The organism is Cytobacillus firmus (assembly GCF_023715565.1).
GTDB classification, from domain to species: domain Bacteria; phylum Bacillota; class Bacilli; order Bacillales; family Cytobacillaceae; genus Cytobacillus; species Cytobacillus firmus_C.
The window spans coordinates 1-14,996 of the sequence record NZ_JAMBOJ010000025.1 but is presented as its reverse complement, the minus strand read 5'-3'; the positions used below and the strand labels follow the sequence as shown (position 1 = coordinate 14,996).

The window sequence follows — 14,996 nt, the reverse complement described above, 5'->3', positions numbered from 1 at the left end:
TTAATAGATGCAGGGAGAGTGATAATATGAAAAAATTAGAAAACAGTTTAGTGCAATTAATTCCAATGAATCTCGAGCATGTAGAGGGACTTTATAAAGCGGCACAAAATAAAGAAATATGGGAGCATATGTCGGTGGATTTAACTGACAAAAGCCGGGTTATTCAGTATGTTGAAGATGCAATCCAAAAACGGGAAAGAGGAACTGATTTTGCGTTTGCAATCGTTGATAAAAAAATAGGGGAAATTATCGGAGCTACCTGGTTTCTAGATATATCACCCGAGCATAAAAGGCTTGAGATCGGGTCCACATGGGTAAATCCTGTTTATTGGAGCACAAATATTAATACTAACTGTAAATATTTATTATTAACGTATTGTTTTGAAGAACTGGCTCTTAACCGTGTACAAATTAAAACCGGGCATGAAAACCTGCGTTCACAAAAAGCGATCGAAAGAATCGGTGCTGTTAAGGAAGGCATTCTTCGAAATCATATGATAAGAAAAGAAGGAACAATCCGTCATACGGTTCTTTATAGTGTCATAAGGGAAGAGTGGGACAAAGTAAAACGGCATTTTGAAGAACACTTGCTTTATTAAAAGCAGTTTGTATAGATGGAGCATCTCAGACAAGAGGTATATAATCGATAGTAAAAGCGACTAGAAAGGTGTGGGTAGAAGTGAAAGCCGCTTCTTTTTTTCCTGACGACATTAAATTAGCACTTCAGAATACTCCTCCCGGGGAGTGGATTCCTGCGATTCCGGATGAGTGTATACGCCTTCATTGCGGTTATCCGGCTCCTGCTCTGATCCCTCATGATGAGATGAAAGCAGCTGTTAACAGTTTATTAGAGGAAGAACATGATTTACCGCTCCATTATATTGGAAGCCCCAAGATTATAAAGCTGAAGGAACAGATTTTACAGAGATTGATAAGTCTGGGCATATCTGTTTCGAAAGAAGAGCTATTGATTACTTCGGGGGCCTGTCAGGCAATTGATTTGATTTCCCGTGTTCTTCTTGATGAGGAATCAGTTGTGGCAATTGAATCTCCAACATATATGGAGGCTTTAGAAATTTTACAAAATTACACTAAACATATTATTAGTGTTCCGGTTGATAAACACGGACTTCAAACAGATATATTGGAGGATATTTTAGAAGAAAGAAAACAAAAAGGGCTTGCTATCCCGAAGTTTCTTTATACAATTCCCAACTATCAAAATCCAACTGGCACGACGATGAATGAAGAGCGCCGGCAGCATGTATTGGAACTTGCCCATAAATTTAATTTCCTAATAGTTGAGGATGATGCTTATGGGGAATTATCATTTAGTAAAAAGCTCCCCACGCTTAAAGCAATGGATCCTAGCAATCGAGTTCTGCATGTAGGTTCGTTATCCAAGGTAGTGGCACCGGGCATGCGCATCGGATGGATAACGGGTGCCAGTGAAATTATCCATGCCTGTGACTGGTTTAAAAAAGATTTGAACCATCCGTTTGCTCAAGCGGCGATGGCTGTTTATTTAAAAGACACTGATTTTAATAATAAATTAGTAACCTTGAGAGATACATACCGGTCAAAATGCAATGTGATGATCTCAGCACTGAAACAGTATTTCCCTGAATCAGCGTCCTGGTATGTGCCTGAAGGGGGATACTTCGTATGGATGAAAATTCACGGTGCTGATACAACGGACCTGTTGACCCATGCTCTGGCAGAAGGGGTGTCTTTTATTCCGGGCAAGTACTTTTTCATTGATCAGGCAGCCGGAACGGAATTGCTGCGTCTTTCTTTCAGTTATGCAGATGAGAAGGAAATAGTCGAGGGGATTCGCAGGCTGAGAAAAGTCACAGAGACTAATCTTTAAATATATTTATGGGACTTTTTATAATATAAATATAAAGGAGAAATGAAACAAAGCCTAATTATCTTGGTATTGTAAGCTGGGAATTAGGCTTCTTTTTTAACTGCCAGTCAGAGATAGTTAAGTAAATTCATAGTCTTACCTGAACCTCCAGAACCGTTCTTAGCTTTGACATTTACTATCACAATCCCCTTTTTCTTTTTCATTTCCTTGACAATAGGCTTTAGCGCTTCTTTATCTATAAATGGAAGGGTTAACCGTTCTGATTCTCCATTGGAGGATACCTAGTCAGACGCTTATGAGCTCATTGACTAGTATGGCTATATTAAAAGACCTTTAAATCTAATATGCCAAGTGTTTTTTAGGACCTTCCAGGTGGGAAGTTAGAATTGAAGTTGGACGCGACTGGACAGCATATATTCCTTTAGCTTCACCTATGTTCTTATCATAGGCTATACGTATTTTTCCTATTTCAAACATCTTTTGAAAATCCTTAAACTTATATAATTCGCTATCTTGAAGACCTTCTGTATTAACAATCTTGATAGTTTGATCACCTAATGAAACCCAAATACTTGAGAGTGCAGCTACTCTTCTCATAATGTTAAAGCGATCTTCTTCACGGTAATCAAACTCTTTGCAAGCAAAACTTCTCTTTTTAATATTCCTTAACCGTAAAGCATCATTGCTATGAAACCCCCAGAAATCAATTTAAATTCACGCTGAGAAAGCTGTATAAATAGTTAAACATCGCTTTAAAAAATAATAATGTATAAATTGTTGAAAAATTCAATTAAATATAGTATGTTAGTTATAACAAACCGCTGACAGCAGTCCCCTGCTGCATGGACGGTTTGAAACAAAGGAAAACATCCGTATATACATGATACTTGACTTTTTTCACTTGATCTTCCAGGCCGGAAGACAAGCCATGAATTAGAGTCAGTAAAACGTTCAATGTGCAGAGGCATTGTATGTTTTGCTGGCTCTTTTTATTTGAATATACAAGGGAAGAGGTGAAAAAATAATGGGTGCTCTAGAAGGAATAAAAATTATCGATGTATCCCGGGTATTAGCTGGACCGTTCTGTTCAATGATTTTGGGTGATCTTGGAGCAGAAGTAATTAAAATAGAACACTATAAAACAGGTGATGATACTCGGGGATGGGGCCCCCCTTTTGTAGAAGGTGAAAGTGCCTATTATTTGTGCGCCAACCGCAATAAGCAAAGTATAACCCTAAACTTAAAGTCTAAAGAGGGGAAAGAAATTTTCAGAAGGCTCGTATCTACAGGAGATGTAGTTGTTCAGAATTTCAAAGCAGGAACACTCGAAAAAATGGGTTTAGGATATGAACAACTTAAAGAAATAAATCCTTCCCTAATCCTTGCAAGTATTACTGGATTTGGAACAACCGGGCCATATAAGGATCTTCCAGGCTACGACTATATTATTCAGGCGATGAGCGGGCTTATGAGCATTACAGGAGAAAGGGAAGGTCCGCCAGTGAAGGTCGGTGTAGCAATTGCCGATGTTCTTACAGGACTATATACATGCATTGCCATACTGTCTGCACTACATCACCGAAACTGCACTGGAGAAGGGCAAGAAATCGATATTTCCTTACTTGACTGCCAAGTTTCTTCATTAATTAATGTAGCCAGCAATTATTTGTGCAGCGGTGCAATTCCGGAGAGAATGGGAAACCAGCACCCGAACATTGTACCTTATCAGGTGTTTCCAACAAAAGATGGAGACCTAGTGGTTGCTGTAGGTAATGATGAACAGTTTAAAAGATTTGCTGCTGCTCTGGGAGCGCCTGAATTAGCGGAGATGGATGAATTTAGGCATAATCACAACCGCTTGAAGTCTAAGGAAAAGCTTGTATCCTTTTGCACAGAATTGCTCTCTAAAAAAACAAAAAAAGAATGGAAAGCTATTCTTGATCAAGCAGGCATACCAAACGGGCCAATTAATTCTATAAAAGAGATGTTTGAAGATCAGCAAATTCAAGCAAGAGATATGATTGTAAATATGGAGCATCCGATAATCCGTGAGCTGAAAATGACTGGTTCACCTATTAAACTATCCAAAACTCCCGTACAAATGAGGCTTCATCCCCCGCTGCACGGTGAGCATACGGAAGCAGTTCTGGAACAGCTGGGGTATGATTCTGAGGAAATCAGCCATTTTAAAGAAAATAATGTGATATAGGAGGAATTTTAATAATGAATTTCGAAATTACAGATGAACAGCAAAGTGTGAAAAAGTTAGTAAGAAAGTTTGTTGATAAGGAGATCATCCCATATATTCAAGAATGGGATCGCAAAGGGCATTTTGAACCTGAAATTTTAAAAAAGCTAGCTGAACTGCAGCTGATGGGTGTTTGCATACCCGAGCAATACGGTGGAGTAGGAATGGACTATAATACATTAGCCATCGTGTGCCAAGAACTGGAGAGGGGTGATACCTCTTACCGAACGGCAGTTTCTGTTCATACCGGTTTAAACAGTATGACTCTTCTGCAATGGGGAACCGAAGAGCAAAAACAAAAATATTTAGTACCCCAGGCACAAGGTAAAAAAATTGGAGCCTTTGGTTTAACAGAACCAAACGCAGGTTCAGATGTGGCAGCCATGAACTCAACAGCGGTTCTTGACGGGGATTCATACGTATTAAATGGTTCTAAAACTTGGATTTCTCTCTGTGATGTTGCTGATCACTTTCTAATCTTTGCAAAAACCGATTATGATGTGGGACATAAAGGAATCACGGCATTTATCGTAGAACGCAATTTTCCAGGGGTAGAGACAAAAGCAATAAAAGGAAAATTGGGCATACGGGCCGGAAACACTGGGGAAGTGTTTTTATCAGATGTTCGAGTTCCTATCAGCAATAGGCTTGGAGAAGAGGGAGAAGGTTTCAAGATTGCCATGTCAGCACTTGATAATGGAAGATTTACTGTTGCTGCAGGTGCGGTTGGCCTGATTGAAGCAAGCTTAGAGGCAAGTCTTAAATATTGTCATGAACGTAAAACTTTCGGAAAAGATATTGGACAGCATCAGCTTGTACAGCAGATGATTGCAAAAATGAGTGCAAATTTTGAGATTTCCAAGTTACTGGTTTTTAAAGCAGGATGGCTTAAAAACAAGGGTAAAAGGAATACAAGAGAAACTTCACTTGCTAAATGGATTGCTTGTGATGCAGCATTCGAAGCCGCGAATGATGCTGTACAGATACATGGGGCATATGGATATTCAGATGATTACCCGGTAGAACGATTCCTGAGGAATGCTAAGGCTCCTGTTATTTACGAGGGTACCAGAGAGATTCATACTATTATGCAAGGAGAATACGCCTTAGGCTACAGGGAAGATAAGCCGCTTCGCAGCCAGCTGCCTGCATGGCCATTTGAAGAAGCGGCTGTGTCTCAATAAGGCCAGGTGAAACCATTGGTCAAACAGGCGATATTAGCTTCAGTCATGGCGGATTTTGAGATAAAAGGAGTTTAGAAAATGAACACATATTTTATTGCAGGGCATGCAAAGCTGCCGCAGGGTATGGCTGCTAGGAATCTTTATGATTCTATTACGATTACGCTAGAATTGGATTTTAAATATGGGGTGATTGTCGATTCGTCATGTACTCTTGCTACTGAACACGGCCGGGAATATATACGTGAACTCTTAAGAGGATACTGTCTTGGAGAAGGAGTAGAAGAACTTCTTTTAAGAGTGAAGAATCATTATAGAGGAAAAGCCGGCCAGGCTATTCAGGCTGCATTAAAAGATGTTTACCTTCAATATGAGCTCTCAAAAGATAACTGAACATTTAAAGGGCTTGCCGTATAGAGGCAAGCCCTTTTATTGCAATAATCATGCTCTTGTTCGTATCTATTGCTCTGTTTTCGCTTATCGATATGGGCCATTGTTTGCAGGTTTTGGATGCTCAGTGAAAAGCGGGGTGAGCGGTGAGCAGCGGTGCACCTCTGCAGGGTCTCGCCTGATTCGCTGTTCCTGCTTGGACGTTGCCTAAGCTTCCTTTAGTTTCACCGCCCGAAGAAAATGCAAATACATTTTCGAAGATCCCGCATCTATCTCTGTAATCAACCAGTAAAATAGCAGCAAACTTTACAAAAACAGCCAAAAGAGCGACTGTTAGCCGGCCGCTCTTTTGATTGTTCAAATTAATTTAATGTACAGGTACTTGTATGTTCAGCAGCGGCGGATATTGCTGGGAACCGAAAATGTCACCATCACCGGGATCTCCGCTTGGCCGTTCTCTCAAAATAGTAAACTTAATGGCATATGCAGGGTCATAGTGTACAAAATCCGTTATTTTTTCTTCCGGCACGTTATATAAAGATGAGATAGTTTCTCTTGTTATAGCACCGCTTCTTCTGACAAGTTCATAATTTTCCTTTTCTCTAAAAATAATATCAAAAGTAACTTTGTCAGTCCCAGCATTTTTAGATCGAATCGTTTTAGCCAACTCTTGCAAGGTTTTTATTCTCATCATTGGTCATTCCTCTCATGCATTAATTAGGTCGCCAACTTCTTCAAAATGAAGATTAAAAAGTTCCATTGGATCCTTCACGGGTATAACATGATTCATGGTCCAGCTATATGTTGGTCTTGCATATATAACATCATCTATTAAATAGGCAGCGGTTCCGGCAGTTCCTTTGACTTCAGGCAAACGGGCATAAAAAATTTGTCTGGTTGCAAAAAGGGTAATGGCTTCAGCTGACTCTTTTGTGCGAGCAACTCCTTCCACAACGATACCTAATTCATGGGAAGTAATTTCCTTTACAGGTTCCAAAGCGCCCATTACACCATCCTTGCCATAAACCCTGAAGTTTAGATGATATTCTTCATCTGGAAACTCTCCTTTAACTTGCTCTCTGGCAAAGTCAAGAACCTTGTCAATATTTTGAATCGTATAGGGGTCCCTGACTCCTGCTATGCCAATATATTTTTCTCCAACTTTTCCAGACCCCTCTAGCTTCACCTTAATATCTCCATCAGCGGGGATGTATTCAAAACCGGTGATCCTGCATGTTTTTTCGTCATATTGGTCATAGGAGCATTTCGTCATATCGAGCATGCCGCCAGCAAAATATTCAAAAAATGGATTGGATCTTTCATACATGGCGTGCCCCGCTACAGAAGCTATTGTGCAACGCTGATCTGGATGCATGGCAGTAACTTTAACATCTTGGTGGCTGATCGTACCAATAATACTTTCCTTCGCTCCGTATGGCTCAGCACAAAATGAGGCACACTCAAGCACCTTTCCAAGATAATAGGCATTAGCTTCAGGGAAACCTTCATGTATAGCAGGTGCAGCAAAGATGGCGCAGTCACTTGAGCGCCCTCCAATGATAACATCCGCTCCCATATCAAGAGCTTTAATAAAAGGGTGAATGCCAGCAACTGCCACCACTCGATCTGTCTTCTGCAAATCTTTATTTGTAAGTGGAGATCTTCCATCAAGTCCTTCAATAATAACTCCACTTTCCAGCTTGCTGCTTAAATAAGACTTTTCTACTTCAGAATAGAAGTATGCCAGTTTAAAAGGGGGGAGGTTATGTTCACTAGCAAGATCCTTAATGATTTGCACATACCTATCTACTCGGCTGTTGGATCCGGTATCACCGGCTGATCCTATCAGCATTGGAACACCTTGTTCACGTGCAGCAAGAAGCATTAGTTCGAGGTCATGCTTCTGCCATTTATACATGCTGACTGATCGATCATCTCCAAGTGCAGATGCACCTATATCATCACTGCCGGAATCACAGCAATAATAATCTGGCCTCGTTGCAGCAGCGATATGAAAACTTTCCTCTTTGGTAGGAGCAAATCCTAAATGGCCATTTGGGCATAAAATTCTTATTTCTTTTTTCAATTATACAGACCTCCTTAAAGTGGTACTACTTATTATAACCACTATAACCACTAGTAAATTATTTGTCAATTGTGAAAATTGAAATAAAAAAATAAAGTTAAAGAAAAACCCGGTATGAAACATAGCTGTTACATTTGCCGGGTAATAAAAAATTTATACTTATCTCCTCTGTAATAGGTTTCTTTATATTCCAGGGGGGTTTGATTTTCATATACGATAGAGGTTACCCTGAATAAAGAAAAATTCTCGCTGACACCAAGTATTTCAGATAAATGGGTCACTGCAGCCTGTGCTTCAAATGTTTGTTCCACATGTGTTGGTGACCATCCTATCTCAGAATTTATTTTATATAGATCAAGTGTAGAAAATGGCTGTCCCTTTTCTAACGCTTCTTCTGCAGCTTTTTTCATTTTTAAGCCTATGTTCATGGGGAAGTAACTATTATAATAAACTATGGGACTATTATCACCATAGCCAATCAGCTCAATATTCATAACCTGATCGGTAACTTGAATTGCCAGGAGTTTGGAAAGCAGAAAATCACTGGTTATCAACTGTGTGCTGTGCAATTTCGTAGAAGCAATTAAACCTTGCTGCTGAAGAGTAGACTGGAAATTATTTAATGAGCTTAATTCCTGCTGTATCTTATGTCCTTCAACAAACGTTCCCACGCCATGAACTCTGCGGAGCAAACCTTCTTGTTCAGCTAAATTAATTGCCTGCCGAACAGTGATCCGGCTGACTTGGTATTTATCCACTAGTTCTCTTTCAGAAGGAATTTGCTCTTTTGGCTTGAGCTCGCCTGAAAGTATTTTCCTTTTAAAGACGTTTTTAAGCTGTTCATAGAGTGGCACAGAGTTATTCCGGTCTAACATCTTATTCACCATCCGTTCTTACTTGTTATTACCTATTATAACCATAAAAAATTGGTTAGCAAAGGATAAGTTAAGCAGGTTAAAGGTATACCCAAAGGAATCAAGTTTAAAAAGATTTAAAAAATATTTGATAATTCTAAATAGTTTGATATAATCTGTATTAAAGGTTATAACCAATTGTGTGAGGTTATAATAAAACATGGAGGTGTAGCTATAAGTGCTAGGAATTCCAGAACCAATTATGTATCTGATTGCATTGCTTATTTTTGTGGCTGTCCTGTTTATTTTTTTTCGGAGACCAATGTATGAAATAATGACATTGGCATTTATCTTTACAATTGTAATTTCAGGTTCATATGGATTGTTTTGGGATTATTTATTATTCCCTGCATCCAGTACTCTGTTTTATGCTATTTTTGCATTTATGGTGGTAGCAGTCATCTTTGATTCTACAAAGGTTATTAATAATATTATTCAGTTATTGCTATCAGCAGTAGGAAGATTTAAGGGCGGCGGGGGATATGTTGCCCTTTTAGGAAGTACTTTTATGGCAGCGCTTTCAGGTACCGGCCCTGGAAATGTGGCAGCAACTGGAGTTTTTACAATTCCGATGATGAAACGATCAAATTTTCCGCCCGCACTGGCTGCAACCACAGAAATGTCAGCAAGCATGCTTGGGAATATCATTCCGCCTTCTGGCATCGTCATTTTAACGTTTGGAATTTTAAATGATATTTATCCGGAAAGCATTTCATTAAGCAACTGGATGGTTGTTGCCTATGGAATAGGCTTATGGTTTTTCTTGCAGCGATGGGTCACGCTATGGGCACTATGCAAGCTGTATAAGGTAAAACCGGTTCCTAAAGAAGAACTGTCAACTTTTAAAAATAGTTTTAAGAAAGGCTGGGCATCTTTGGTGCTGCCTGCGGTCATTTTTATCCCTCTTTTCATAGATTCTGAATTCAAGAGCTTCATCATAGGAAGAATTGGGGAAGAAGGGGCCAGCGCATTTTCTTCTTCCGTATTAATGTTTACTCCCGGATTAGCAGGTGCATATGCAATTACAATTGGAAGAAAGGCCTTTCCATCAGGAAAAGCAAATCTCAGTGATCTGATGAGCATGTTCAGCTCTTCCTTATTAAAGGTAGTGCCTATAGGTGTCACAATATATATGGCCTATGCAACTTCCCAAGTTTTCATTGGATTGGGCATGGAACAAGCAGTTCGGGATTGGTTTTTATCATTTGGATTCAGCTTAACGGCTTTGATAATCATCTTGCCTCTATTTTTTATGGTATTAGGTATGATTTTGCCTGGTTCAGCTCAGGTAGCCATTTTAGGAGGAGCCATGATTTCAGTATTTGGAGCTTATGGAGGAGATCCTGTACTGCTGGCTGCAATGCTTCCTGCCATGACCGGTGCATTGGAAGGCATGACCCCTCCTTTGGCGCTAGGTTTATTTGTCGCAATGGGAATAGCCGGCTCTTCATTTAGAGAAACGACAAAATTGGCCATTATCTGGGTTGTGCTGCATGTTATTTTAAGCATGTTAATGATCGCGGGCATGTTGCCCATTTTAGGATTATAATTCTGGGAGGGATTATGTTTGATTGCGAAAATAATGGATAAAGTGTATTCGTCGCTGGCTCTGGTCACAATGGCATTAGGAGTAGCTGTAGCAATCATGTTTGTGTTTGCATTGATATTGAGTGGAGAAACTGGACAATCAATTGCCATACTGGCAGGGAAAATAATGAACTGGGGGATTCAATTGGCAGCAGTGGCTACATTTGCAGGTATAATGGTGATTTACATCAGGAAAGAACACTCCTTGACGATCGACGTGGAGAAGAATGAAGAACCGATGCAGGAACATGATGTGAGTACCATAGAGAGGACTGCTTTATAGTGGAAGAAAATAAACCTTATTTTGTGGGGGTTACCGTTCATGCTGATGAGGGAAGGTCAGGTGATTTATATCCGGGGCACCCCCTGTTATATATTGAGCGGTATACTGTCGAATTAATAAGAGCTATTGGCCTTGAGCCATATTTAATTCCTATGTATAAGGATTCTTCTTTGCCTTATTTAAAGCATCTGAGCGGATTGGTATTTACAGGAGGGGGCTATCTAGATCTATCCAAACCGCTTTCTGAAGGAGGCAGTTTGGAGTCAACGGGGACGGAGAGGTACGAGGCTGAAAAAAAGCTGATTGAATATGGGCTCTCCACTGGTGTCCCAATAATAGGGATTTGCAGAGGGGCACAAATGATAAACAGTGTTCTGGGAGGAAAATTAAGCAATATTTTAGACAGCCCGGTGAAACATCATCAGGAAAAGGCTGGCATCCCAGGAGATCAAAGCCCGCACAGCATCAAACTCAATATAAACAGCAAACTTTATACTATTCTTTTGAATGACACTTTGAACGTCAATTCCTTCCATAGACAGCATATAACAGAGTTAGGTGCCGGCCTTGTACCGGCCGCAGTTTCAATTCCCGATAATCTAATAGAGGCGTTTGAATCGAAATCACATCCATTTTTGTATGGATTTCAGTTTCATCCTGAGAAGTTGTATGAGTCCCAGCCCGTTTGGCAGAGATTTTTCCAGAAATTTGCTAAATCCATTAGAGAGTTTTCTGAAGCTTCATTTGCGTGAATTCTTATTATGAAGAGTGGTTTTTCTCCTATCTTTTCAGGTTCAGAGTTTCATTCTTTCACTTCGAAGGCAAAATAATTCTTATTGCTGTTAAATAAGGAAATAAGGGAGGAGGGTGTCCACACCTTTTCAATTCCTTTTAATTAAGGTTCCTCCCTACGGATCTTTGGTCTGCATCGTCCTTATTTACCCTCTTGAAATTATTCTTACTGAAAGTATTTAAATTCCTCCTTTACACTGTTCGATAGCTTAGAGGTTATATCATTAAAATTTTTATCAAACTCTTAATAATTCTGTTATCTTCGTCTATTTTGCTCTTTTTTATAGGCTGTTTTCGTATAAATTGTTGTTTTTTACTTGTAAATTTTGCCCGTTGATTGCAAATCCAGGATGCTCGCTTTCCGAGGGCGGGTGCTGAGCCTCCTCGACGCTACGCGTCTGTGGGGTCTCACCTGTCCCGCTACTCCCGCAGGAGTCTCGCACCTTCCGCTACAATCAACTCAGTATGTATAATTCAAATAGCAACAAACTTTGCGAAAAGAGCCTTTTTATAAAAGGAAAAAGAAAATTATGTATTTTTCAATAAGGAAAATTTTAAAAAGATGTTCTTGAACTACGGTTCTTTATTAAAGAAGGGCAGGAATATATAAGATGTCAAAAGGAATGCCATTTCGGTGCACTTTTTTGGAATCATCACAAATTGGCCCTTTATCCTATGTGTTTAGGTTTTTTCTTCTAAATCAACTAGTTTTAGTTACTATTCAACAGAGTAAGAATACCAGTTATATAACTTTTAGGTAAATTAACCAATGGTGAAACAGGTATAAATCCACTTCGCCCGTGGGATAGGGAACTAATAGAGATTTAAGATGATCAGTATCATCGTTTGGAGTAGTAGATTTTATCGTACAGCTGTGAAGAGGTTGTTCTCCTTTTTTTCGTGTTTCCCATAACCCAGCAAAAGCAAATGGCTTTGTAAAATCGGCGTTGAAGAATAGAATGTGTTCCAGTCAATACAGAATTGACCTCCTGTAGCTAGAGTGGGCTGGAAAAGACATTGGAAGAGAGCTTAATGTATCGACTCGACTCATAAGAATCCTTACTTATCAATAAACAATCTACATAACAAACCCGATATATAACATAGGTGATTATATGATGATTAGCAGCTTAGGAGTAAACTTAAGAATTCTGCGGTTTAAGAAAAACCTTACACTCTCAAATTGGTCATATAGTTATATCACCATTTAGGATTTACATTATAGAGTTGTAAAACTTGTTGAACTCTGGTTAGCTGAATTAAAAGATGCTGAGCAGGAAATTAAGCAAGTACTACCTGAATACATATAGTAAAAGCGCCCTTCTCAAAATAGAGGAGGGCTTAAAATGTTATGTACTGATACAACTTATTAATTTGACAATATCCTCTAATTTTAGAGTCTACATATGAGTATCGTGCATATCCGTCTTTAATAGTAATAACGGCCACTTCCTCCCCATGCAATACTCCTTCCAGTTTTTCTTTCAAAGCTGAATAATTTTTAATCATATGGAAATTATATAGTTGAATTCAAAAAGGAGGAATGATGTGGAAACTAGCATGAGTGTTGAAGAAGTATTGAACGGAATCTCTGAATTGTTGGAAAAAGAAGGGGAGACACCCCGAAAGAAGCAAGTAAAAAAATCAAATCCAGAATTAATGAAAAATGCATTGTATTACTTTCCGAGCTGGGAAAATGCAGTAGAGCAGTCTATAGGATCTTAACCTCAAAGTGTACATAATATTGCTGCTTTTAAAGTGAAGTGTTCAATTTAATAGGAAATGTTGAGACCACAGAAGATGCCTTCCTTATAAGAAAAGGAAGGCATCTTCTGTGGCTTAATATATTTGTAGGTTAGAACATTCTGTCCCCATTAAAAATTGAATTTTTCACAATTAAATAATCAACATGTCGAATGGCTTCAAGCTTATTGCCGCCTGCATACGAAATGGACGATTGGAGATCCTGTTCCATTTCTTTCAGCGTATCTGCTAGTGATCCTTTGTGCTCTACTAGAATTCTCTTGCCTTCAACATTTTTCTTCTCCCCTTTTTGAAATTCAGAAGCTGAGCCGAAGTATTCTTTATAGAGCTTTCCGTCTTTCTCATTCTCAATGGTCTTTCCAGGTGACTCCTCATGTCCAGCAAATAAGGAACCAATCATTACCATTGTTGCTCCGAATCGAATTGATTTGGCAATATCACCATGGGTTCGAATGCCCCCATCTGCTATAATTGGCTTGCTTGCTGCCTTTGCACACCAGCGAAGTGCCGCTAACTGCCAGCCGCCCGTTCCAAATCCGGTCTTAATCTTTGTAATGCATACCTTACCAGGTCCAATGCCAACTTTTGTAGCATCAGCCCCAGCGTTCTCTAATTCTCTGATGGCCTCAGGAGTCCCGACGTTGCCGGCAATCACAAAGCTATTTGGAAGGTGTTTTTTAATATGCCGTATCATTTGGATGACAGCATTAGAATGGCCGTGGGCTATGTCTATGGTAATGTATTCGGGTGATAACTTTTCCTCTGCAATATGTTCTATAAATCCATACTCCCCTTCTTTAACTCCAACACTGATTGAAGAATACAGACCCCGATTCTTCATGTCTTTAATAAAAGTAATTCGCTTCTCCGGTTCAAACCGATGCATGATATAGAAATATTCGTTCTCTGCTAAGAATACGGCAATTTTCTCGTCCACAATCGTCTGCATATTGGCAGGCACCACAGGAAGTTTAAACACACGTCCCCCCAGAAATACCGTTGTATCACATTCAGACCGGCTGTTGACAATGCTTTTTGCCGGAATAAGCTGAATATCTTCATAATCGAATACACTTTCCATTGTAACCCTCCTATTGTGAAAACAATCAGATACGTTCTTCCTTTGCAAGGATAGGTTTTTCAGTCGGAATTGATCTTATACCAGCAGACATGGAATTAAATAAAAAAAGAGCATAGAAAAAGTCTAAGTCATTGGGTAAATCATGGTCAATATCAAAAAAGCTGCATAATTGAAACAGCTTTCTCTTTCACTGATAGCTTCGAAGTTGATTGTGGATCCGTTATCAATTAAATCTCCTCTATTCTCACTAAATGAACACACCTAGGAGAACTTTTGTTATTTCCCAAGAGCTAATAGTTTGATAGTCCAGATCTAAAAATTCAGCTCCTTCTTTCTCAGTTAAATTCCTTTTCATTCTGACTGCTTTCAAAGCTACATTGAAAGATGGGGGCCTTTTATATATAAATGTAAATTCAATACATTCTCAAAGTATGCCCCCTTGATTTGCTATAATAAATACAGATATTGATTTGAGCGAGCGAGGTGAGAACAATGCACTTTGAAGAACGTATACATAAATTTGAATATAAACTAAATGATACGGATGATCAGATTATTGAATATATCCTCCAAAAATAAATCCGAATTTGTAACCAAGTCTATACAAAGTTTGGCAGCAGCTTTTTATACAGTCCCCAACACCATCACCAGGCTTTCAAAAAAGCTGGGATATTGGTCTTGTCCCTGTCAAGTAGACAACATAAAAAGCTAAGCAGTGAGCGCGTGTCGATATTCAATCGGCGCGCGTTTCTTTAGTTTCTTTTGTCTTCGTTTGTAATTGTAATGGTAGATGTAATCCT

16 protein-coding genes are annotated in these 14,996 nt (G+C 39.2%); 9 read left to right on the top strand and 7 right to left on the bottom strand.

Annotated elements, in window-relative coordinates; all coding sequences use genetic code 11:
* Positions 1 to 26: 26 nt before the first annotated feature.
* Entirely contained in the window at positions 27 to 599 is a 573-nt protein-coding gene (locus tag M3205_RS11855; protein ID WP_251170093.1) for a GNAT family N-acetyltransferase, read from the top strand.
* A gap of 80 nt (positions 600 to 679) precedes the next feature.
* Entirely contained in the window at positions 680 to 1,870 is a 1,191-nt protein-coding gene (locus M3205_RS11850; protein ID WP_251170092.1) for an aminotransferase-like domain-containing protein, read from the top strand.
* A 339-nt stretch (positions 1,871 to 2,209) separates the two neighbouring features.
* Here M3205_RS11850 and M3205_RS11845 read toward each other — a convergent pair whose 3' ends face one another.
* A complete protein-coding gene (locus M3205_RS11845) occupies positions 2,210 to 2,467 on the bottom strand; it encodes a hypothetical protein (RefSeq protein ID WP_251170091.1) in 258 nt (85 codons plus the stop codon).
* A gap of 211 nt (positions 2,468 to 2,678) precedes the next feature.
* Positions 2,679 to 2,825 carry a hypothetical protein gene (locus tag M3205_RS11840; protein ID WP_251170090.1) on the bottom strand — a complete coding sequence of 49 codons (147 nt, stop codon included), beginning with the start codon at positions 2,823 to 2,825 and terminating at the stop codon, positions 2,679 to 2,681.
* 66 nt (positions 2,826 to 2,891) lie between these two features.
* On the opposite strand from M3205_RS11840, the gene M3205_RS11835 reads away from it, so the two are divergent.
* From M3205_RS11835 to M3205_RS11825, 3 genes are all read left to right on the top strand, one after another.
* Positions 2,892 to 4,079, top strand: coding sequence for a CaiB/BaiF CoA transferase family protein (locus M3205_RS11835; RefSeq protein WP_251170136.1), 1,188 nt, complete (start codon positions 2,892 to 2,894; stop codon positions 4,077 to 4,079).
* Between the two features lie 14 nt (positions 4,080 to 4,093).
* Positions 4,094 to 5,302 carry an acyl-CoA dehydrogenase family protein gene (locus M3205_RS11830; RefSeq protein ID WP_251170089.1) on the top strand — a complete coding sequence of 403 codons (1,209 nt, stop codon included), beginning with the start codon at positions 4,094 to 4,096 and terminating at the stop codon, positions 5,300 to 5,302.
* Between the two features lie 78 nt (positions 5,303 to 5,380).
* The gene (locus M3205_RS11825) at positions 5,381 to 5,692 is read left to right on the top strand and encodes a DUF3870 domain-containing protein (protein ID WP_251170088.1); all 312 of its coding nucleotides are present in this window, start codon (positions 5,381 to 5,383) and stop codon (positions 5,690 to 5,692) included.
* 364 nt (positions 5,693 to 6,056) lie between these two features.
* On the opposite strand, the gene M3205_RS11820 is transcribed toward M3205_RS11825, so the two are convergent.
* The 3 genes from M3205_RS11820 to M3205_RS11810 all read right to left on the bottom strand — a co-directional run bounded on the left by M3205_RS11820 (position 6,057) and on the right by M3205_RS11810 (position 8,650).
* Entirely contained in the window at positions 6,057 to 6,383 is a 327-nt protein-coding gene (locus M3205_RS11820) for a DUF4387 domain-containing protein (protein ID WP_251170087.1), read from the bottom strand.
* Between the two features lie 12 nt (positions 6,384 to 6,395).
* The gene (locus M3205_RS11815) at positions 6,396 to 7,775 is read right to left on the bottom strand and encodes an acyclic terpene utilization AtuA family protein (protein ID WP_251170086.1); all 1,380 of its coding nucleotides are present in this window, start codon (positions 7,773 to 7,775) and stop codon (positions 6,396 to 6,398) included.
* Positions 7,776 to 7,903: 128 nt separating this feature from the next.
* The gene (locus tag M3205_RS11810) at positions 7,904 to 8,650 is read right to left on the bottom strand and encodes a GntR family transcriptional regulator (RefSeq protein WP_251170085.1); all 747 of its coding nucleotides are present in this window, start codon (positions 8,648 to 8,650) and stop codon (positions 7,904 to 7,906) included.
* Between the two features lie 217 nt (positions 8,651 to 8,867).
* On the opposite strand from M3205_RS11810, the gene M3205_RS11805 reads away from it, so the two are divergent.
* The 4 genes from M3205_RS11805 (at position 8,868) to M3205_RS11790 (ending at position 13,076) form a co-directional block, all read left to right on the top strand.
* Complete coding sequence (locus M3205_RS11805; RefSeq protein WP_251170084.1) at positions 8,868 to 10,238, top strand: TRAP transporter large permease subunit; 1,371 nt, start codon at positions 8,868 to 8,870, stop codon at positions 10,236 to 10,238.
* A gap of 18 nt (positions 10,239 to 10,256) precedes the next feature.
* Positions 10,257 to 10,559, top strand: a complete 303-nt coding sequence (locus tag M3205_RS11800) for a hypothetical protein (protein ID WP_251170083.1) — start codon at positions 10,257 to 10,259, stop codon at positions 10,557 to 10,559.
* Positions 10,559 to 11,311, top strand: a complete 753-nt coding sequence (locus M3205_RS11795; protein WP_251170082.1) for a gamma-glutamyl-gamma-aminobutyrate hydrolase family protein — start codon at positions 10,559 to 10,561, stop codon at positions 11,309 to 11,311. Before M3205_RS11800 ends, M3205_RS11795 begins: the two co-directional genes overlap by 1 nt.
* A gap of 1,588 nt (positions 11,312 to 12,899) precedes the next feature.
* A complete protein-coding gene (locus M3205_RS11790) occupies positions 12,900 to 13,076 on the top strand; it encodes a hypothetical protein (protein ID WP_251170081.1) in 177 nt (58 codons plus the stop codon).
* A 130-nt stretch (positions 13,077 to 13,206) separates the two neighbouring features.
* Here M3205_RS11790 and guaC read toward each other — a convergent pair whose 3' ends face one another.
* Entirely contained in the window at positions 13,207 to 14,196 is a 990-nt protein-coding gene (gene guaC / locus M3205_RS11785) for a GMP reductase (RefSeq protein ID WP_251170080.1), read from the bottom strand.
* Positions 14,197 to 14,904: 708 nt separating this feature from the next.
* On the bottom strand, positions 14,905 to 14,988 hold the full coding sequence (locus tag M3205_RS25920) for an IS3 family transposase (RefSeq protein ID WP_224936932.1): 84 nt from the start codon (positions 14,986 to 14,988) through the stop codon (positions 14,905 to 14,907).
* Between the last annotated feature and the right edge of the window lie 8 nt (positions 14,989 to 14,996).

Bases quoted from the DNA above. Each gene is read 5' to 3' on its own strand.
- M3205_RS11855 (WP_251170093.1), top strand. From the start codon at position 27: ATGAAAAAATTAGAAAACAGTTTAGTGCAATTAATTCCAATGAATCTC.
- M3205_RS11845 (WP_251170091.1), bottom strand. From the start codon at position 2,467: ATGAGAAGAGTAGCTGCACTCTCAAGTATTTGGGTTTCATTAGGTGAT.
- M3205_RS11830 (WP_251170089.1), top strand. From the start codon at position 4,094: ATGAATTTCGAAATTACAGATGAACAGCAAAGTGTGAAAAAGTTAGTA.
- M3205_RS11825 (WP_251170088.1), top strand. From the start codon at position 5,381: ATGAACACATATTTTATTGCAGGGCATGCAAAGCTGCCGCAGGGTATG.
- M3205_RS11820 (WP_251170087.1), bottom strand. From the start codon at position 6,383: ATGATGAGAATAAAAACCTTGCAAGAGTTGGCTAAAACGATTCGATCT.
- M3205_RS11810 (WP_251170085.1), bottom strand. From the start codon at position 8,650: ATGTTAGACCGGAATAACTCTGTGCCACTCTATGAACAGCTTAAAAAC.
- guaC (WP_251170080.1), bottom strand. From the start codon at position 14,196: ATGGAAAGTGTATTCGATTATGAAGATATTCAGCTTATTCCGGCAAAA.